We start from the raw sequence: 17,965 nt of genomic DNA on the forward strand, positions 1-17,965 counted from the left end.
AGACCGGGGATGACGCGTTCCGACCTGACCCACATCTACTTCCTGCTCGACCGCAGCGGGTCGATGCAGTCGATCAAGTCCGACACCGAGGAGGGCTTCGCCGCGTTCGTCGACGAGCAGCGGCGGACGCCGGGTGACTGCCGGGTGACGCTCGCCCGCTTCGACCACGAGTACGACGTCGCCTACTCGGGCGTCCCGGTGTCCGACGTGCCGCCGCTCGCCCTGGAGCCGCGCGGCCGCACGGCGCTGTTGGACGCGATGGGCCGGCTCGTCACCGACGCCGGCACCGAGCTGGGCGCGCTGCCCGAGGACGAACGGCCGGGCACCGTGATCGTCGCGGTGATGACCGACGGGCACGAGAACGCCAGCGGCGAGTGGACGCACGCGGCGGTCAGGTCGCTCGTGGAGCAGCAGACCTCGGTGTACTCCTGGCAGTTCCTGTACATGGGTGCCGACCAGGACGCGATCGAGGTCGGCACCCGGCTGGGCGTCGACGCCCGGTTCGCCGTGACCTACAGCCGCGGCCGGTCCAAGGAGGCGCTCGCGAGCGCCGCGGGCAAGGTCAGCCGCCTGCGCAGCGCCCGGCGCGCGAACCGGGCCGCGGTGCTCGAGGACTACACCGACGAGGAGCGGTCCCGGCTCGGCGACCGATCCGAGGTGTAGGACTGACCCGTGAAGATCGTCGGATACGAGCTGTTCCCCGTCGCACCCCGCTGGCTGTTCCTGCGCGTCGACACCGACGCCGGCATCAGCGGCTGGGGCGAGCCGATCGTCGAGGGCCGAGCCTCCACCACGGCGCGCGCGGTCGAGGAGGCGATGGAGTACGTCGTCGGCCAGGACGCCACCCGCATCGAGGACCACTGGCAGGTCCTCACGAAGGGCGGGTTCTACCGCGGGGGCCCCGTCATCAACTCGGCGGTCTCGGGCATCGACCAGGCGCTGTGGGACATCGCGGGCCGGGCGCTCGGCGTGCCGGTGCACCAGCTGCTCGGCGGCGCGGTGCGCGACCGGGCCCGCGTGTACGGCTGGGTGCACGGCAGCGAGCCCGCCGAGCTCGCCGACGCGGCGCGGGCCCAGGTCGAGAAGGGCCTCACGGCCGTCAAGATGAACCCGTCGGAGCGGCTCGCCCCGCTCGACACGCCGGCCGCGATCCAGCGCGTGATCGACCGCGTCACAGCGGTCAGGGACGCCGTCGGCCCGCAGGTCGACGTCGCGATCGACTGCCACGGCCGCTTCTCCACGGCCATGTCCCGCCGGGTCCTGCCGCTCCTGGAACCCCTGCGGCCGCTCTTCGTCGAGGAACCGGTGCTGCCCGAGCACACCCGCGACCTCGGCGCCGTCGTGGCGGCCACGACGATCCCGGTCGCCACCGGCGAGCGCCTCTACTCCCGGTGGGACTTCCGCCCGGCGTTCGAGGCGGGGATCGCGGTCGCCCAGCCGGACGTGAGCCACGCGGGCGGCATCTCCGAGACCCGCCGCATCGCGGCCATGGCCGAGACCCACGACGTCCTGCTCGCCCCGCACTGCCCGCTCGGCCCGATCGCGCTCGCCGCCTGCCTGCAGGTCGACTTCGCCGCGCCGAACTTCCTCATCCAGGAACAGTCGCTCGGCATCGGCTACGGCGACTCGAGCGGCCTGCTCGGCTACCTCGTCGACGCGGCCCCGTTCACGTTCGTGGACGGCAGCATCGAGCGCCCCACCGGCCCCGGCCTGGGCATCGAGGTGGACGAGGCCGAGGTGCGGCGGGCGGCCGAACGCGGCCACGACTGGCGCACGCCGTTGTGGCGCCACCCGGACGGGTCGCTCGCGGCCTGGTAGTCACCCCTGGAGGGCGGAGCGCTCCCACCGGCCGTCCGCGTCCAGCTCGAGGAGCTCGTCGTGCACGCGGCGCAGCGAGCTGCGGTGCCCGATGCTCACGATGACGGTGTCGGGCAGCTCCTCGCGCAGCAGGTTGTAGAGGCTCAGCTCGAGGCCCTCGTCGAGGGCCGAGGTGGCCTCGTCGAGGAACACCACCTTGGGCCGCACCACCAGGATCCGCGCGAACCCGAGGCGCTGCTGCTCGCCCGGCGAGAGGCGGCGGGCCCAGTCGTCCACGTCGTCGAGCTGGTCGTCGAGCTGGGGGAGGTGCACCTGCCGCAGCAGCCGCGCCGCGTGCTCGTCGTCCATGTCCTTCGCCGGCCCCGGGTAGGCCAGCGCGTCGCGCAGGGTGCCCAACGGCAGGTACGGCTGCTGGGGGAGGAAGAGCGTCCCGTCGTCGGGCGGGCGCCGCACCGAGCCGCTCGCGTACGGCCACAGCTGCGCCAGGCTGCGCAGCAGCGTGGTCTTCCCACCGCCGGACGGGCCGGTGACCAGCAGCGAGGTGCCGCCCGCCACATCCAGGTCCAGGTCGTCGACGAGCACCCGGTCGTCCGGGCGGCGCACGGTGAGGTCGCGCACCTGCAGGTCGTCGCCGTCCTCGACGTCCGCGGTCGGGAGCGCGCGGGCGGCGCTGTTGGCGTCCATGAGCTGGGTCAGCCGGTCGAGGACGGCCCGGTAGCTCGCGAAGTCGTCGTAGGCGTTGCGGAAGAACGACAGGGAGTCGTGCACCTGACTGAATGCGGTCGAGGTCTGCGTCATGTCCCCGAGCGTGATCTCCCCGGAGAAGAACCGTGGAGCCTGGATGATGAGGGGGAACGGCTCCGCGATCTGGCTGACCGTGACGTTGAAGCCCTGGAACTTGAGGCTGCGGAACACGATCGCCCACATGTTGCCGATCACGTCGCTGAACCGGGTGCCGAGGACCGCGCTCTCGACCCGCTCGCCGCGCTGGAAGGCGACGTTCTCCGAGTTCTCCCGCAGCCGGACCAGGGCGTAGCGGAAGTGAGCGTTGAACCGCTCGTTGAGGAAGTTCAGCAGGATCAGCGGCCGCCCGATCCGGAACGCGATCACCGACGCGATGATCACGAAGATGTAGGCGAGGAACGTCATCGCCCGCGGGATCTCGACGCCGACGAGGTTCAGCGGCCCGGACAGCTCCCAGAGGATGAGTGTGAACGAGACGAGGGACACCAACGAGCTGATCGCTCCGATGCCGAGCGTGATCGAGTCGACCGGGAACGTGTGGATGTCCTCCTGGATGCGCTGGTCCGGGTTGTCCACGGCGACCTTGGTGTACCGGCCCTTGTGATAGGCACGGCCGTCGAGCCAGTCACTGATCATCCGGTCGGTGAGCCACACCCGCCAACGGATGATCAGCGACTGCTGGACGTAGTAATCGATCAGCGCGCGTGCGATGTAGATCGTGGCGAGGACCACGAAGATTCCGATGTACCGCCAGAAGGCTGCAACGTCGAGGTTCTGCAGCGCCGTGTACAGGCCGTTGAAGTAGTACGACTGCAGCACGTTGAGGCGAACCGCGGCGATCGCCAGCAGCAGCACGAGCAGCACCGTGATGAGCGGTCGCCACCCCTCGTCGCCGCGCGGGGAGAAGTAGGGGAAGGCGAGGCGCCGGAACTGCCGGCCCCACACCGTGTACCGCGATAGCAGGGCGACCAGCACCGCCGAGCCCAATGTGGTCGCCACGAAGACCGCGACTACCCAAATGAGGCTGGTGAGCCACTCGGTCGACCAGTCCAACTCAGTGCCCACGGGGCCTCCCCGCTTCTCGATCCTCCGGCGGGATCATCAGGCCGCGGAGCCTAGTCGGGCGCCGTTGAGCACGGTCGTGAGGACCGTGAGCAGTGCGCACGGCTCGTCGTTACACACGTTCGGTAACGGCTTGATCACGATGAGCGGTCCCTCGCGCGGGGTGACTGACCGCGTACGTGCAGTTGCACGCTCGCCTGTTACCGGGGGTTCAGCTCGTCGACAGGATCCGTTCGGCCGCCGCCACGATGGTCTGACAGGGCGTGTCCGGACGACTCCGTCGGGTTAACTGCCGTCACCCCCGGAGGTAGTCCGATCACAGTCCGTATGGAGGTATCAGTTGAACCGCCCGCTTCCCCTGCCAGCTCGTGACTGGGCACTTCTGCTCACGCGCGTCCTCATCGGCGTCGTCATGTTCGCGCACGGCTACCAGAAGATGGTGATCAACGGCATCGGCCGTACCACCGAAGGCTTCGAGAACCTGAGCATCCCGCTGGCGATCGTGTCGGCGTCGTTCGCCACCGTGGTCGAGTTCGCCGGCAGCGTGATGCTGATCCTGGGCGCGCTCACCCCGGTGATGTGCGGGCTGCAGCTCGTGATCATGGTCGGCGCGGCCGTCTTCGTGCACGGCGCCAACGGCATCTTCGTCGCGAACGGCGGCTGGGAGCTCGTCGGCGTGATCGGTGCCGGGCTCCTCGCGGTCGGGGCGGTCGGTCCCGGCCGCTTCAGCATCGACCACCTCATCCGCGGCCGGCAGGCACAGCACCGCCGCGAGGTCGAACGGTTCCACGCCCCGCAGCCGATGATGGCGCCGCAGGTGGCACACGTGACGGGTCACCGCCGCTGAGACGACCCCGCGCGGGTCGGCATGTCGAGTGGGGTCGCCTCTCCCCGGTAGGCGGCCCCACAGTGCTGTTGGGGCGGAGTGCGACGATGATCCGGTGCTCCGCCATGTCACGGCCACGCGGTACGTCACACCGCTGCGCGAGGGCGGGTCCCTCCCCGGGTTGATGGAAGCCGACGACCTGGGCACCTACGTCGTCAAGTACACCGGCGCCGGTCAGGGCAGGAAGGTGCTCGTCGCGGAGATCGTCACCGGCGAGCTCGCCCGCGGGCTGGGTCTGCCGGTTCCCGAGCTGGTCACGGTCGAGCTCGACCCGGCGCTCGGCGTCGCCGAACCGGACCAGGAGGTGCAGGAGCTGCTGCGCGCCAGCCCCGGCCTCAACCTCGGCGTCGACTTCCTGCCCGGCGCACTCGACCTCGATCCGCAGGCGTTCCCGGTCGACCCCGCCTTCGCCGGGCGGGTGCTGTGGTTCGACGCGCTCGTCGGCAACGTCGACCGGTCGTGGCGCAACACCAACATGCTGTTCTGGCACGGCAATCCGTACCTGATCGACCACGGCGCCACCCTGACGTTCCAGCACGCCTGGCCGGGCGCGGCGGCCTGGGTGGCGCGGACGTACGACGCGGCCGACCACGTGCTGCTCGGCTGCGCACCCGACCTCGACGCCGCCGACGCCGCGCTCGCCCCGCAGCTCACAGCGCAGATCGTGGGCGCCGCGGTCGACGCGGTGCCGGACGAGTGGCTCGCCGGCGAACCCGGCTTCGCCGACGCCGCGGAGGTGCGCGCGGCCTTCGTCGCGCAGCTGCTCGCCCGCCGGGACTCGCGCGACGGGTGGCTGCCGGGCATCCGCGCGGCGATCGATGAACGGGCCGCCGCCACCGGCCCGCCCGCGACCAGGGGTCCCGGGAAGCCGTTCTGGGTGGGCCGATGACCACGAGGCACCCGTTCGAGTACGCGCTGCTCCGCGTCGTGCCGCGGATCGAGCGCGGCGAGGCCATCAACGCCGGGGTCGTGCTCTACAGCCGGCCGCTGGACTTCCTCGGCGCCCGCGTCCACCTCGACGTGGAACGCCTGCGCGCGCTGGACCCGGCCGCCGATCCCGCGATGATCACGGCCGCGCTCGAGGCCGTGCGGGCGCACTGCGTGCACGAGCGTGTCGAGGCCCGCCATGCGGGGCCCGCGGGCCGGGAGGACCGGGGTCGCCGCTTCCGCAGGCTGACCGCGCCGCGCAGCACGATCGTCCAGGCCGGCCCCGTGCACACCGGCCTCACCGCCGACCCGGAGACGGAGCTGGAACACCTCCTCGCCACGCTGGTCCTCCCACTGCGGTAGGGATGGGGGCATGACCGACGCCGTTCCGCCCGGACCGTTGACCGACTGGCTGCGCCGCGAGGTGCCGCAGGTGGCGGTGGGGGACGGGCCGGTGGTGGTCGAGCGGATCTCCGGCGGCCACTCCAACCTCACCTACGGGATCACCGACGCCGCAGGCGGGCGCTTCGCCCTGCGCCGCCCGCCCACCGGGATGGTGCTCGCCACCGCGCACGACATGGGCCGGGAGTGGCGCTTCATCAGCGCGCTGGCACCCACCGCGGTGCCCGTGCCCCCGCCGGTGGCGTTCTGCGCCGATCCGGACGTGATCGGTTCGGACTTCTACCTCACCGAGTTCGTCGAGGGTGACGTGCTGGGCGACGAGGCGTCCGGCCACCGGCTCGCGCTCGCGGTCCGCGGGACCGCAGGCCTGGACGTCGTCGACGTGCTGGCCGACCTGCACGCGGTCGACCCGGATGCCGTGGGCCTCGCCGACCTGCGCCGGCCCGGGCGCTACCTGGAACGCCAGCTGCGTCGCTGGCACCGGCAGGTCCACGAGTCGGGCGTGCCGGACCTGTCCGCCGTCGACGCCGCGCACGCCCGCCTGGTGGAGCGGGCCGCCGGGCTCGCACCGTCGGAGCCGTGCATCGCGCACGGCGACTTCCGGCCGGGCAACCTGGCCGTCGGCCCGGACGGGAAGGTCCGCGCGGTGTTCGACTGGGAGCTCGCCGCCATCGGCGACCCGCTCGCCGATCTCGGCTGGCTGATCGCGTCCTGGGGCCGCCCCGGCGACGAGGTGCCGGCCACCATCCCCGGCCCCAGCCTCGTCGAGGGCTACCCCGAGCGCGCCGACCTCGTCGCGCGCTACGCCGAGCGTTCCGGCCGCGACCTCGCCGCCCTCCGGGACGAGCTGGACGTCTACGTCGCCTTCGCCCGCTGGCGTTCGGCCTGCATCGGTGCGGGCGTCTACGCGCGCTACGTCGGTGGCGTGATGGGTGGTCGGGCGGAGGCCGACGGCGGGGCCGCCCGCCTGGCGTCCCTGCAGCAACAGGCCGAGGTCGCCCTGGCCGCGCTCGGCGGCTGAGCGGCGCACCCAGGCCCCGACTAGCGCGCACCCAGGCCCCGACTCGCGGAACTCGGGGGCCACCCCGCCCGCGAGTCGCGGTGTGAGTGCGCGCGAGTCGGGGCCTCCGTGCGGGCGAGTCGGGATCAGGCGCCCACCGTGGCGGGGGAGAGGCGCACCGGCATCGCCGCGAAGCCGCGCAGCACCCGCGTGGGACGGCGGCGGGGCGCGCCGGCGAGTGCGAGGTCGGGGAACCGGTCGAAGAGCGCCCGCAGGCCGACCTCCCCCTCCATCCGGGCGAGCGCGGCCCCGAGGCAGAAGTGCGGGCCGCTGGAGAACGCGAGGTGGTCGCCCGCGTTCGGGCGCGTGACGTCGAACCGGTCGGGGTCGGCGAAGACCGCCGGGTCGCGGTTGGCGCCGCCGAACATGAGGACGACGACCTGGTCGGCGCGGAACCGCTCGCCGGCGACCTCGGTGTCGCGCTGCGCGATCCGGCCCGTGCGCTGCACCGGGGAGTCGACGCGCAGCACCTCGTCGACGGCGCGGGGCCAGTGCTGCGGTTCGGCGCGGAGCAGGGCGAGCTGGTCGGGGTGGGCCGTGAGGAGCCCCACGCCGTTGCCGATGAGGTTCACCGTGGTCTCGAAGCCGGCGGCGAGCAGCAGCATCGCGATGTTGATCAGCTCGCCCTCGCTGAGCCGACCTCCGTCGTCGCGCGCGTGCACGAGCGCCGAGAGGATGTTGTCGCCCGGGTGCCGGCGCAGGTGCGCGAAGTGCCCCTCCATCCACGCCTGCAGGGCCGCGAGGTCCCGCTCGGACCGGCGGAACTGGGAGTAGGTGAGGCCCGCGTCCAGCGACAACGCCGCCCCCTCGCCCCACTGCAGGAACTGCCGGCGCATCTCGGTCGGCGCCCCGAGCATCTCGGCGATGACGGTGGCCGGCAGCAGGCTCGCGTAGTCCTGGACCACGTCGGCTGAGGGCCCCTTCGCCGCCATCCGGTCCAGGAGCTCGGCCGCGATCTCCTCCGTGCGCGACCGGAGCGCGGCCACGGCCTTCGCGCTGAACGCCCTGGTGACGAGCTTGCGGTAGCGCGTGTGGTCCGGCGGGTCGGTGGCGAGCATGGACGGCGGCTCCACGGGCCCGTGCGGGCCGCGACCGCCGGCGGCCACCGCGTAGCGCAGCGCGGCGGGCGCCCGCCCGCTCGGCCCGCCGACCACGCCGAAGTCGGGGCTGCGCAGGATCGCGGTGACGACGTCGTGGTGCGCGCTGTTCAGCACGATCCCGTTGTCGACGACGCGACCCGTCGCGCGGATCGTCGCGTAGTGCGGGAACGGGTCGGCGACGAAGTCGGCGTCGAGCATGAGGCGGGCCGTGATGTCGCCCTCCCGGCGGCGCTTGCCCAGCGCCCGCCGGATGAACCCGTGCCGCACACCCCACCGGATCGCCTGCCGCACCGGTGCAACCACGCTCATCGCGACCTCCCCGATCGTCACCCCGCACCGAAGTTACCGCCGGTAAGTCGATCCTGGCCACCCGGTGCGACGAGCGTCGGGTACGACTAGGGGGTGACCGACCCGCGCCTCGTGGCCGTCAGCGACCTGCACGTGCGCTACCCGGACAACCGCGCCGTCGTCGACTCCCTGCGCCCCGCCGGCGACGGCGACTGGCTGATCGTGGCGGGCGACGTCGCCGAGCAGGTCGAGGACGTCACGTGGGCACTGGGCCTGCTGCGGGAACGGTTCGCCCGCGTGCTGTGGGTGCCGGGCAACCACGAGCTGTGGACGCGCGGCAAGGACCCGGTGCAGCTGCGCGGCGTGCAGCGCTACCTGGCGCTCGTGCAGGCCTGCCGCGAGCTGGACGTGCTCACCCCGGAGGACCCGTTCCCGACATGGGACGGCCCCGGCGGCCCGGCCGTCGTCGCACCGCTCTTCGCCCTCTACGACTACTCGTACCTGCCGGCGGGCACGACGACGGCCGACGAGGGCCTGGCCGCCGCGTACGCCGCGGGTGTGGTGTGCACGGACGAGCACCTGCTGTACCCGGACCCGTACCCGGACCGGGCGGCGTGGTGCGCCGCCCGGATCGAGGAGTCGGAGCGCCGGCTGGACGCCTGCGACCCCGGCCTGCCGACGGTGCTCGTGAACCACTGGCCGCTCACCCGCCATCCCACCGACGTGCTGCGGCACCCCGAGTTCGCGCTCTGGTGCGGCACCACCCGCACGGCCGACTGGCACGTCCGGTACCGCGCCGCCGCCGTCGTCTACGGGCACCTGCACATCCCCCGGGTGACCTGGGAGGACGGCGTTCGCTTCGTGGAGGCCTCGCTCGGCTACCCGCGCGAGTGGCAGCCCCGCGACCAGCGCAACGGCACGGTGGTCACGGAGCTGCTGCCGCGCCAGGTGCTGCCTGTGCCGCTCGCCGAGGTGCAGCGGTGAGATGATCCCGGCCGTCGGGTGGCAGCCCGCGCCGTCCGGGTGCCTGTGGCAACCTGGCCCGATGAGCCAGGAACGTCTCGAGGCCAGCCGGATCATCGACGCGCCGGCGTCGGAGATCTTCCGGATCCTGCGCGACCCGAAGGGCCACGTGGCAATCGACGCGTCCGGGATGCTGCAGGATGCCACGGGCGAGGCGGTCACGGGCACCGGCGACACGTTCGTGGTGCACATGGACCGGGAGGCCCTCGGCGACCGGCCCGAGATGGGCCGCTACGACGTCACCGTGACCATCCGGTCGTTCGTGCCGGACGCCGAGATCAGCTGGACGATCCTGGGCACGATCCGCCCGCAGATCGGGCACTACTACGGCTACCGGCTCGCGCCGGCCGACAGCGACGACCCGGCCGGCGCCACCCTGGTCACCTCCTACTACGACTGGTCCGAGATCGACGAGCGCTACCGCGGCCGACTGCAGTTCCCGGTGATCGACCCGGGTTCGCTGCGGGCCACGCTGGGCATTCTCGACCGCACCGTCCGTCGCCGTCGCTCGGGGTGAGCTGCTGCCACGCCAGGTCCGGCCCGCCCCTGACGCTCAGGCACGCCGCCCGCCGTAGCGGCGGCGGAACTTCTCGACCTGGCCTGCCGAGTCGAGCACGCGCTGCGCGCCCGTCCAGAACGGGTGCGAGTACGCGGTGATGTCCACGCGGATCAGCGGGTAGGTGTTGCCGTCCTCCCAGGCGACCGTCTCCCGCGACGTCGCCGTGGACCGGGTGAGGAACGCCTGTCCGGTGGATCGGTCCTGGTAGACGACGGGGCCGTAGGCGGGGTGGATGTCGCGGCGCATGGCTGCCTCCTGCGATGGCTGGGCTTCGCGGACACCACAGTAACGATAATGGTTGTCGTTAAATTCCAGCCCGGCGGGCCGCGTAGGAGCGGAGGGCGCGCAGGAGGTCGATGCGGCGGAACCCGGGCCAGAAGCTGTCGCAGAAGTGCAGCTCGGAGCGGGTGGACTGCCAGATCAGGAACCCGGACAGCCGCCGCTCGCCGCTCGTCCGGATGATCAGGTCCGGGTCGGCCCGGCCGGCGGTGTACAGGTGTGCGGCGATGTCGGCATCGGTGAGCCGCCCGGCCAGCTCCCGCGCCGTCGCGCCGGCCCGTGCCTCCTCCTCGAGCAGCGAGCGGACGGCGTCGACGATCTCCTCCCGGCCGCCGTAGGCGATCGCGATCGTGACGTCGGCGTCGGTGGCCCGCCCGGCCGTGACCTCGGCGGCGTGTTTGAGCGCCTGCGCGGTGGAGTCGGGGAGCAGGTCGAGCCGGCCGGCGAGGTGCACCCGCCACGGGCTGCCCGGGCGGGTGAGCTGTTCGGCCACGACCTCCTCGACGAGCCCCATCAGGTGGGCCACCTCGTCCGAGTGCCGCTTCGTGAGGTTGTCGGTGGACGCGACGAACACGGTGACCTGCCGGATCCCGAGCCCTCGGCACCAGCCCAGCAGCGTCGCGACGTGCTCGGAGCCGTAGCGGTGCCCGACGCCCGGGTCGGCGAACCCCACCTGCCGGGCCCAGCGGCGGTTGCCGTCCATCACGATGCCCACGTGCCCGGGGCGGGGACGGCCGCGCAGGAGCCGCTCGATCCGGCGCTCGTCCAGCCGCCGGATCGCGTCGATCACACCCATCCGGCGACCGTACTGCCGGCGCGATCACGCCAGGTCGTGCCGGAACTCGAACAGGGCGCCGGTCTGGTCCGAGGGCGCGGGCCACGCCTGCTGGGAGGTCGGCTCGAACCCGTCACGCTCCTCGGCCGTTCAGCGGAACGCGCCGGGGCACGACCTTGCGGTGGCTGATCCGCCAGCCCGCGCCGTCGTCGACGACCGTGTCCTCGTACGTCCCGGTCGCGACCGTGCCGTCCGCGTTGACCCCGATGAACTTGCAGCGCACGCCGACCGTGCCGTCCTCGCGCTCGGCGACGACGACGTTGGTGACGTGGTGGCCGAGCGGGTTCCTCGCACCCAGCGCGAGCGCGGCCGCGCGGATGGCGTCGATGCCGTGCAGGGCGCCGCCGCCGAGCTCGGACACGTCGTAGACGACCGTCGGCGTGAACAGGATGTCGAGCCGTTCGAGGTCGCCGTCGTCGAACAGGTGCCCGTGCAGCGAGATCAGCTCGCCGATCGCGGCCCGGTCCTCAGGGGAGATCGCCACTGAGCCAATCCTCCAGTTCCCGCACGTACTGGGGCGCCCACTTCGGCGTCCAGCGCAGGAAGTAGACACCCATGGACAGCGCGTGGACGGCGCGCCCGAGCCGTACCCGGGACTCCCAACCGGCCGGGAGCGCGCACACCTCGTCGTAGGCGGCGAGGAACGCCGCCCTCCCTTCGGGGAACTCGCCGAAGATGTGCTCGTCGAGCTTCCCGAAGTCGAGGAAGCGGTCCGCGAAGAGCCCGTGCTCGAAGTCGAGCACGCACGCGATCCGCCCCTCGCGGAGGACGAGGTTCTGGCGCCACAGGTCACCGTGGGTCAGCGAGGGCGTGTCGTCCGCGGGCACGGCGTCGACGGCCCGGTGGAGCGCGGCCGACACACCGCTGCGGCCCGCCGACGTGAGGTCCGCCGGTGCCTCGGCCAACCGGGCGTCGACCAGGGCGTGCAGGAAGCTCGGGCCGTCCGGGTACTTCTCCGTGCCCAGTACGTCGCCGAACCAGGGGCCGGAGCACGAGTGGATCCGTCCGACGACGCGGCCGAGGTCGTCCGCGAACGCCGCGCGTTCCGCGGGACCCATCGACTCCCACGCCTCGTCGGCGGGAGTGCCCTCCTGGAACTCCTGCACGAGCACCGGCCGCCGGAGCGCCGCGCTCCTCGGCACGAAGGCGCGGAACCGCACCACGGGGACACCGCCGTCGGCGGCCCGGCGGGTGGTGGCGATCAACCGGCGGACGTGCTCCGGATCGGTGTCCCGCACCGGCGTCTTGACCAGCAGCGGGCCCTCGTCGGTGTCGGCGACCCACTGCCGGCTGGTGTAGCCGGCGTCGAGCGGCCGGAGCCCCACCACCCGGGTACCGGGGCACGCCTCGGCGAGGGCGCCACGGACGGCTTCGGAGGTGATGGGTGCTTCGTCGACGTCGGCCGTCACATCTGCGGATGGTATCGGTGCCCCGAAACGAGAAACGGCCTGGCTGGGAGCCAGGCCGTTCATCGTGGTGGGCGATACTGGGATTGAACCAGTGACCTCTTCCGTGTCAAGGAAGCGCTCTCCCACTGAGCTAATCGCCCGAGGCGGAGGCGGGAATCGAACCCGCGTACAGGGCTTTGCAGGCCCTTGCCTAAGCCACTCGGCCACTCCGCCGGGTCTGGATCCTGGTCCTCCGAGAGTTCCGTGGATTTCCGATCCGTGGAGGTCCGACGGGACCGAGGTTCCTCCGAGCGGACGACGGGACTCGAACCCGCGACCCTCACCTTGGCAAGGTGATGCGCTACCAGCTGCGCTACGTCCGCATGTGCAGCGTTTCCGCTGCGGTGATGGGAGAACCTTAGCGCAGGCGCTGAGGGGGGTTCAAACCGCCCCCCTCCGGTCGCGCAAGGGGTCTCTGACCTGCAGCTCAGTCGCGAGCCGGGTCGTTGAGAAGATCGGAGAGAGCCATGTCGAAGTCCAGCCAGGAGTACTCGCTGTCCGCCGGCACGGCCAGGTAGGTGCGGTGCAGGAAGTCGCCGAGGGCCTGCGCACACGTCGTGAAGACCGCGTGGCCGGACGGCGACGACAGCTCGAGCTGCACCTTGCCCGGGCTGAGCGGCACCGGCTGGACGCGCACGTCGCCCGTGCCCGCCGGACCGATCAGCCCGTCGTGCAGGAGGTCGCGAGCGAACACCCACTCGACGGCCGTGGTGGAGCCGGTCCGGAACGACGCCTGCACGGCGTAGGGGTCCCGACTGCTGTAGGTCAGTTCGACGTTGACGGGCACCGCCGGGGCGTCCGGAGCGATCAGTTCGAACACCGCCGGTGAGCAGATGACCGTGTGCTCGTCGCGCATCGTGCGTCCTCTTTCTGGGTCCCGCGTGGTTCGTCATGCTGGAAAACGACCGTCCCTGGAAGGCGTGACGGGTCGAAGTCGGATGTCCCCTCGACGCGGGCCATCGGTCACTCTGACGGCGCAGTCACCGACGACGAGCGGTTCCGCACGTGCGATGTGCGGCACCCGTCCGTGGCATGGCTGCCCGGCGGGCGGAGCGGCGCCACCCGGCTCAGTACGATCGGCGGCAGACCGGACGAGGGGGTGGGGAACCTTGAACAGCGCCGAGAAGGAGAAGCGACCGGGCTTCCGGGCACGCATCGAGGAGAAGCCCACGCTCCGACGCACCTACCGCGTCGGCGTCGCGGTGCTGGGCGGGATCGTCCTCGCCGCCGGCGTCGTCATGATCCCGTACCCCGGTCCGGGGTGGCTCGTCGTCTTCGCCGGCCTCGCGATCCTGGCCAGCGAGTTCAACTGGGCCCGCCGCGTGCTGCACTTCGCCCGCGGCAAGTACGACGCCTGGACCGCCTGGCTCGCCCGCCAGCCGATGCTCGTGCGGCTCGCCGTGCTCGCCCTCACCGGCCTCGTCGTCCTGGTCACCCTGTACCTGCTGAACGCCTTCTACCTGATGGCGGGGATCGTGGGACTCGACCACTGGACCTGGTTGCGAAGCCCGTTCTTCGCGTGAGGTAAGGTCTTCGACGCAGGGGCGATTAGCTCAGGGGGAGAGCGCTTCGTTCACACCGAAGAGGTCACTGGTTCGATCCCAGTATCGCCCACCGCGCCAAAAGGCCCCTGACCTGCGAGGTCAGGGGCCTTTGGCTACTCAGGAAGATCGTCCTCACCGTCGACGGTAGCCGAAACGGTAGCCAAGTCTGTTCGTAGCCACCTCGCCGACCGCCCCCCGTCCTAGGTTGGGGACTCGGTTCTGTCGTCGAGGTGATCGTCGAGGGCGTCCAGGAACAGGCTGCTGACGGTCTCCGCCGCGTCGTGGTGGAGCTCGGGGACATCCTCGGTGTAGGTGTCCAGCGTGAAGGCCACCGTCGCGTGTCCGAGGCGCTCGCTCACGATCTTGGGATTGACACCCGCCCGCAGAGCCATGGTCGCGTACGTGTGACGCACGTCATGGAGTCTGATCGGCGGAACGCCGGCGCGGTCGACAAGACGGTTGAACTGCTCGGTGATCGTGTCGGGGTGGATGGGTCGGCCGTCGGCCCAGCAGACGAGTAAGCCGTGGTCGCGGTAGTCGTCCTCGAAGGCTCGCCGCTCCGTCTCGAGCATCTGCAGATGGGTCGTGAGCGCCGCTGCCGTTTGCCGATCGAGAGCGAGTACGCGGCGCGACCGTTCGGACTTCCCGTCCGAGGCTTGAGCCTTGCCGTTCGCTACGACACGGGTCTCGAAGACCGTGAGGGTCCGCGCTGTGAGGTCGAGGAGGTTGATCGGGGCGCCGGCGACCTCGGAACGGCGGATGCCGGTGGTGGCGAACATCAGCCACATCGCGTAGAGCCGGTCGTCGCGTGCGGTTGCCAGGAAGCGCTTGAGTTGTTCGGGTGTCCACACGTTGTGCCGCTTCCGGCTGCGCCGTATCCGTGCGGCGCCCTTGACGGGGTTGACGTCGGCGTACTGCCACTTGACGGCGTCGCTGAAGGCCCGGTTCAGCATGATGTGGATGCTTTGCACGCTGCGGGGCTCGAGGCCCCCGGTCGCACGTGGACGCGGCAGCCGGCCCGCCCGGAAGCGCTGACGCGCACGGACGCCGGCCGAGTAGCTGACCTTGGCCGCCGTGGCAAGTTCTCGCGGGCTGGGCTCAGCTCCCTTTGCCATCCCGGAGCGCCACACGTCGTGCATGGTCGAGTTCGTGTCGCGGCTCCGCCGTCCCTCCTCCAAGAGGTGGGCGTAGAGGCGGTTGATCGTCTCGGTGGAGATGTCCTGCAGCTTTCGATTTCCGATGATCGGGATGACGTAGTACTTGGCGTAGGAGCTGTAGTTGCTGTGGGTCGTGGGTTTGACCGAGATCTTGATGGCGGTGAGCCACTCGTCGAGGAACTGCTGAACGGTGCGCGGCGAGTTCTTGACATAGGTGCTTGCTCGGAGCTTGGTGTTGGCCTCAGCGAGGGCCTCCCACGCCTCATCCTCGGTCAAGAACCCGCTTCGGGAGTCTCGGCGCCGTTCGCCGGTGAGTGCGTCAGGCCCGAGGTCGATCAGGTACGCCCACTTGCGTCCTCTCGGGTACACCGTGCCCGAGATCCCACGTCTCGAGCGCTTCCGGTTCTGGCTGGTGCTCATCCGACGCCCCGGACGCGCCGGCTCAGGCAGGCTTCTCGACGAGGTCGCGGAGTCGGTCGCGGATGACGTAGATCCGGCCGCCGAGTTTCCTGATCGGCAGATGGCCCTGTTCCGCGTACCGGTAGGCCGATGCGCGGCTGATGCCGAGTACCTCGGCAGCCTTCTTCACGCTGATCAGCACTGGCAGTCCGTCGAAGTCGGCCATCGTTCCTCGCTCCTCGAGATCCCCGAGTTGTGAAGGGCGAGGTCGAGCCTGATGCGTGAGACGTACTGATCCGTGGTCTGATCGAGCAAACGCAGTCGTCCCTCGAGGCCAGCGCGGCTGCCGTGAGAACTCGGAGTGACGTGGGTGCGCCGAGCAGGTTCGGGCAGTCAGCAGCCGTCGACCGTGGTCTGTTCGCCATACCGGCGACGTTGATCGGTTCAGCGCGAAGTGCGGAGAAGTCACGCGAGGTTGTCCACAGGCCAGCACAGCTCCTGGGTGTCGCTACGCGGCCTGTCGCGGATCTCGTCCTGCAGGAGCGAGATATGCGAGAAGCGATGCTTCTCGCGCTGTGCCGAGGAACGAGGGCGTTCCTCGGCAGCTGTAGCGGCTCCATGCAGCCACGCTTCGACCACGGGGTTGGTGAGCATCGCCGGGATGAGCCGACCTGCTGACAACATCGAGCGTCGGCGGCGAACCCGTGCTGACGCGCCCCGCACGGCGCAGGTCGTCGTCCGGTTCGCTCCGGCCGAGCTTGCGCTCGTCGCCGCAGCGGCGGACCGCGACGAGCTCGCTGTGGGCGCGTGGATCGGCGATCTGGCCTGCAAAGTTGCGCGAGGCAACGTCGACGCGGTCCCTGTCGCCTGGGCGGACGTGGTGCGGATCCTGCTGCGGTACGGGCCCGACTTGCCGGCGACGCGTGAACGGCTCGACGAGCTCCTGGACGTAGCGGTCGCGCGATCGATGTCGTGATCACGAAGGTGGTGCATGGCTGGCGGGTCGGCGGGCTGCTCGCGTATCTGATGGGGCCCGGTCGCGCCGAGGAGCATCGTCGGCCAAGAGTGGTTGCGACGTGGGACGGGCGGGACTCGGGGTGGCAGCCGGCGGCAACGGGCCCGGGGGAGTGGGATCTGGAGCTGGGCCCGCTGATCAGGGCGATGCGGGCCCCGGGCATCGGCGCGGGGCTGCCCGACACCCCTGGTCCGGATAGCCCGCGGGGGTACGTGTGGCATTGCTCGGCGCGCGTCGCTGTCCACGATCGCGTGCTGAGCGACGCCGAATGGGCCGAGGTCGCCCGGGATCTGCTTCACGGTGCCGGTGTTGGGCGCCGGGGCGACAAAGGGGGTCCGCGGTGGGTGGCTGTTCGGCACGCCGATGACCACATCCACATCGCTGTGGTGCTGGTGCGGCAGGACACCGGGCGGCGGTTCTGGCCGCGCCGGGACTTTCCGAAGCTGCGGGTGGCCGCTCGCGAGATCGAGCAGCGGCTGGGCCTGACCTTGACCGCGGCGGCGGACGGCACCGCGCCCCGCGCTCCTGGCCGGGGCGAGCTGGAGAAGGCGGCACGGACAGGTCGGGATGCCGCCCGGCCGGAGCTGGCGCGCGCGGTGAAGGCGGCAGCGGTAGCGGCACATGACGTCGCGTCGTTCGAGGCCGAGCTACGCGGAGCCGGGTACCTGGTTGAGATTCGCTTCGGGCCGTCGGGGGATCCCCTGGGCTACAAAGTGGCGCGTCCCGGGGATGTGACCGCCGCCGGGTTTCCGGTCTTCTATTCGGGCAGCAAGCTGGCGTCAGATCTGTCGATGCCGCGGCTGCTGCGCCAGTGGGTCGGGGTGCCAGCGGGGTCGGTCGACGCTGCGGACGTTCTCGTGGAGGCGCGGTACGCCGTCGATCGGGCGCGGCGGACACTCACGGCGTCCCGACGCGGTGCCGCGGGCGTGGACGTAGACGAGATCGCCCACGCGACGCAGGACGTGTTGACGGCGGTGCGCGGGCACACGCTGGCCGGCCGCGATCTGGGATCGGTGGCTGATCTGTTCGATCGGGCGGCTCGGATCCCGGATCGTCGTGCCGGGGAGCAGAGCCGGGCCAGTGTGAGTTTGCGGTGGGCTGCTCGGCAGTTGATGCGGCGTCGTCGGGTGCTGCCGCACGACGAGGTGGCCGCCGGAGTCGCGATGGCGATCGCGCTGGCGGCGCTGCTGCAGGAGATCGCGGCCTGGCAGCGGGAGCGTGGACGAGCGCACCAGGCCGCAGCCGCCGAGGCGTCGAGCGAGGCGGCGCGGACCTGGGCGGCGGCGTGGCCGCCGCGTCGGAATACCCCGACGGTAGCCGGATCGCGGGTGGTCGAGGTCGACTACCCGCCGGACCCGCGGCAGCCACGGAACCGGACACCGCGAGATCGAAAATCGCGACAACCCCGGGCCTGAACCC

The 17,965-nt window shown here is 71.4% G+C and carries 20 protein-coding genes and 4 tRNA genes; 12 read left to right on the forward strand and 12 right to left on the reverse strand.

Annotated features, from left to right (window positions below):
• Window positions 1–9: 9 nt before the first annotated feature.
• Together ACU436_RS37755 and dgoD are read left to right on the forward strand one after the other, a co-directional pair.
• Window positions 10–663: a vWA domain-containing protein gene (locus tag ACU436_RS37755; protein ID WP_459031910.1), complete on the forward strand. Its 654-nt coding sequence runs from the start codon at window positions 10–12 to the stop codon at window positions 661–663.
• 9 nt (window positions 664–672) lie between these two features.
• On the forward strand, window positions 673–1,818 hold the full coding sequence (gene dgoD, locus ACU436_RS37760) for a galactonate dehydratase (RefSeq protein ID WP_459031911.1): 1,146 nt from the start codon (window positions 673–675) through the stop codon (window positions 1,816–1,818).
• Here the strand turns inward: dgoD and ACU436_RS37765 are convergent, their stop codons facing one another.
• A complete protein-coding gene (locus tag ACU436_RS37765; RefSeq protein WP_459031912.1) occupies window positions 1,819–3,627 on the reverse strand; it encodes an ABC transporter ATP-binding protein/permease in 1,809 nt (602 codons plus the stop codon). It abuts the gene before it with no gap.
• Window positions 3,628–3,964: 337 nt separating this feature from the next.
• Here ACU436_RS37765 and ACU436_RS37770 point away from each other — a divergent pair, with 337 nt between their 5' ends.
• The 4 genes from ACU436_RS37770 to ACU436_RS37785 all read left to right on the forward strand — a co-directional run bounded on the left by ACU436_RS37770 (window position 3,965) and on the right by ACU436_RS37785 (window position 6,860).
• Window positions 3,965–4,471 (forward strand): DoxX family protein, encoded by a 507-nt coding sequence (locus ACU436_RS37770; RefSeq protein ID WP_459031913.1) that lies wholly within the window; start codon window positions 3,965–3,967, stop codon window positions 4,469–4,471.
• A gap of 94 nt (window positions 4,472–4,565) precedes the next feature.
• On the forward strand, window positions 4,566–5,399 hold the full coding sequence (locus tag ACU436_RS37775; RefSeq protein ID WP_459031914.1) for a HipA family kinase: 834 nt from the start codon (window positions 4,566–4,568) through the stop codon (window positions 5,397–5,399).
• Entirely contained in the window at window positions 5,396–5,800 is a 405-nt protein-coding gene (locus tag ACU436_RS37780) for a DUF3037 domain-containing protein (protein WP_459031915.1), read from the forward strand. The genes ACU436_RS37775 and ACU436_RS37780 overlap by 4 nt, the downstream gene beginning before the upstream one ends.
• A gap of 10 nt (window positions 5,801–5,810) precedes the next feature.
• On the forward strand, window positions 5,811–6,860 hold the full coding sequence (locus ACU436_RS37785) for a phosphotransferase family protein (RefSeq protein WP_459031916.1): 1,050 nt from the start codon (window positions 5,811–5,813) through the stop codon (window positions 6,858–6,860).
• A 125-nt stretch (window positions 6,861–6,985) separates the two neighbouring features.
• On the opposite strand, the gene ACU436_RS37790 is transcribed toward ACU436_RS37785, so the two are convergent.
• Window positions 6,986–8,308, reverse strand: a complete 1,323-nt coding sequence (locus tag ACU436_RS37790) for a cytochrome P450 (RefSeq protein WP_459031917.1) — start codon at window positions 8,306–8,308, stop codon at window positions 6,986–6,988.
• 93 nt (window positions 8,309–8,401) lie between these two features.
• Between ACU436_RS37790 and ACU436_RS37795 the strand changes: the two genes are divergently transcribed.
• Complete coding sequence (locus ACU436_RS37795) at window positions 8,402–9,271, forward strand: metallophosphoesterase family protein (RefSeq protein ID WP_459031918.1); 870 nt, start codon at window positions 8,402–8,404, stop codon at window positions 9,269–9,271.
• A gap of 61 nt (window positions 9,272–9,332) precedes the next feature.
• The gene (locus ACU436_RS37800; protein WP_459031919.1) at window positions 9,333–9,827 is read left to right on the forward strand and encodes an SRPBCC family protein; all 495 of its coding nucleotides are present in this window, start codon (window positions 9,333–9,335) and stop codon (window positions 9,825–9,827) included.
• Between the two features lie 36 nt (window positions 9,828–9,863).
• On the opposite strand, the gene ACU436_RS37805 is transcribed toward ACU436_RS37800, so the two are convergent.
• The 8 genes from ACU436_RS37805 to ACU436_RS37840 all read right to left on the reverse strand — a co-directional run bounded on the left by ACU436_RS37805 (window position 9,864) and on the right by ACU436_RS37840 (window position 13,287).
• Window positions 9,864–10,115, reverse strand: coding sequence for a type B 50S ribosomal protein L31 (locus ACU436_RS37805; protein WP_459031920.1), 252 nt, complete (start codon window positions 10,113–10,115; stop codon window positions 9,864–9,866).
• A 58-nt stretch (window positions 10,116–10,173) separates the two neighbouring features.
• Complete coding sequence (uppS, locus tag ACU436_RS37810) at window positions 10,174–10,944, reverse strand: polyprenyl diphosphate synthase (protein WP_459031921.1); 771 nt, start codon at window positions 10,942–10,944, stop codon at window positions 10,174–10,176.
• 112 nt (window positions 10,945–11,056) lie between these two features.
• A complete protein-coding gene (locus tag ACU436_RS37815) occupies window positions 11,057–11,467 on the reverse strand; it encodes a nuclear transport factor 2 family protein (protein WP_459031922.1) in 411 nt (136 codons plus the stop codon).
• A complete protein-coding gene (locus tag ACU436_RS37820) occupies window positions 11,451–12,392 on the reverse strand; it encodes a phosphotransferase family protein (RefSeq protein WP_459031924.1) in 942 nt (313 codons plus the stop codon). The genes ACU436_RS37815 and ACU436_RS37820 overlap by 17 nt, the downstream gene beginning before the upstream one ends.
• Before the next feature lie 65 nt (window positions 12,393–12,457).
• Window positions 12,458–12,532 (reverse strand) — tRNA-Val (locus ACU436_RS37825).
• A gap of 1 nt (window position 12,533) precedes the next feature.
• Window positions 12,534–12,605 (reverse strand) — tRNA-Cys (locus tag ACU436_RS37830).
• 76 nt (window positions 12,606–12,681) lie between these two features.
• Window positions 12,682–12,754, reverse strand: a tRNA-Gly gene (locus ACU436_RS37835).
• A gap of 104 nt (window positions 12,755–12,858) precedes the next feature.
• Window positions 12,859–13,287, reverse strand: a complete 429-nt coding sequence (locus tag ACU436_RS37840; RefSeq protein ID WP_459031925.1) for an SsgA family sporulation/cell division regulator — start codon at window positions 13,285–13,287, stop codon at window positions 12,859–12,861.
• 253 nt (window positions 13,288–13,540) lie between these two features.
• Here ACU436_RS37840 and ACU436_RS37845 point away from each other — a divergent pair, with 253 nt between their 5' ends.
• Both ACU436_RS37845 and ACU436_RS37850 read left to right on the forward strand, forming a co-directional pair.
• A complete protein-coding gene (locus tag ACU436_RS37845) occupies window positions 13,541–13,954 on the forward strand; it encodes a TIGR02611 family protein (protein ID WP_459031926.1) in 414 nt (137 codons plus the stop codon).
• 19 nt (window positions 13,955–13,973) lie between these two features.
• Window positions 13,974–14,045, forward strand: a tRNA-Val gene (locus tag ACU436_RS37850).
• Between the two features lie 130 nt (window positions 14,046–14,175).
• Here ACU436_RS37850 and ACU436_RS37855 read toward each other — a convergent pair.
• Together ACU436_RS37855 and ACU436_RS37860 are read right to left on the reverse strand one after the other, a co-directional pair.
• Window positions 14,176–15,552, reverse strand: a complete 1,377-nt coding sequence (locus ACU436_RS37855; RefSeq protein ID WP_459031927.1) for a tyrosine-type recombinase/integrase — start codon at window positions 15,550–15,552, stop codon at window positions 14,176–14,178.
• 22 nt (window positions 15,553–15,574) lie between these two features.
• A complete protein-coding gene (locus ACU436_RS37860) occupies window positions 15,575–15,757 on the reverse strand; it encodes a helix-turn-helix domain-containing protein (RefSeq protein ID WP_459031928.1) in 183 nt (60 codons plus the stop codon).
• A gap of 420 nt (window positions 15,758–16,177) precedes the next feature.
• Between ACU436_RS37860 and ACU436_RS37865 the strand changes: the two genes are divergently transcribed.
• Together ACU436_RS37865 and ACU436_RS37870 are read left to right on the forward strand one after the other, a co-directional pair.
• Window positions 16,178–16,507: a hypothetical protein gene (locus tag ACU436_RS37865; RefSeq protein ID WP_459031929.1), complete on the forward strand. Its 330-nt coding sequence runs from the start codon at window positions 16,178–16,180 to the stop codon at window positions 16,505–16,507.
• Window positions 16,504–17,961, forward strand: a complete 1,458-nt coding sequence (locus tag ACU436_RS37870) for a relaxase/mobilization nuclease domain-containing protein (RefSeq protein ID WP_459031930.1) — start codon at window positions 16,504–16,506, stop codon at window positions 17,959–17,961. Before ACU436_RS37865 ends, ACU436_RS37870 begins: the two co-directional genes overlap by 4 nt.
• Window positions 17,962–17,965: the final 4 nt, after the last annotated feature.

This window comes from Pseudonocardia wallangbongensis, assembly GCF_054486945.1.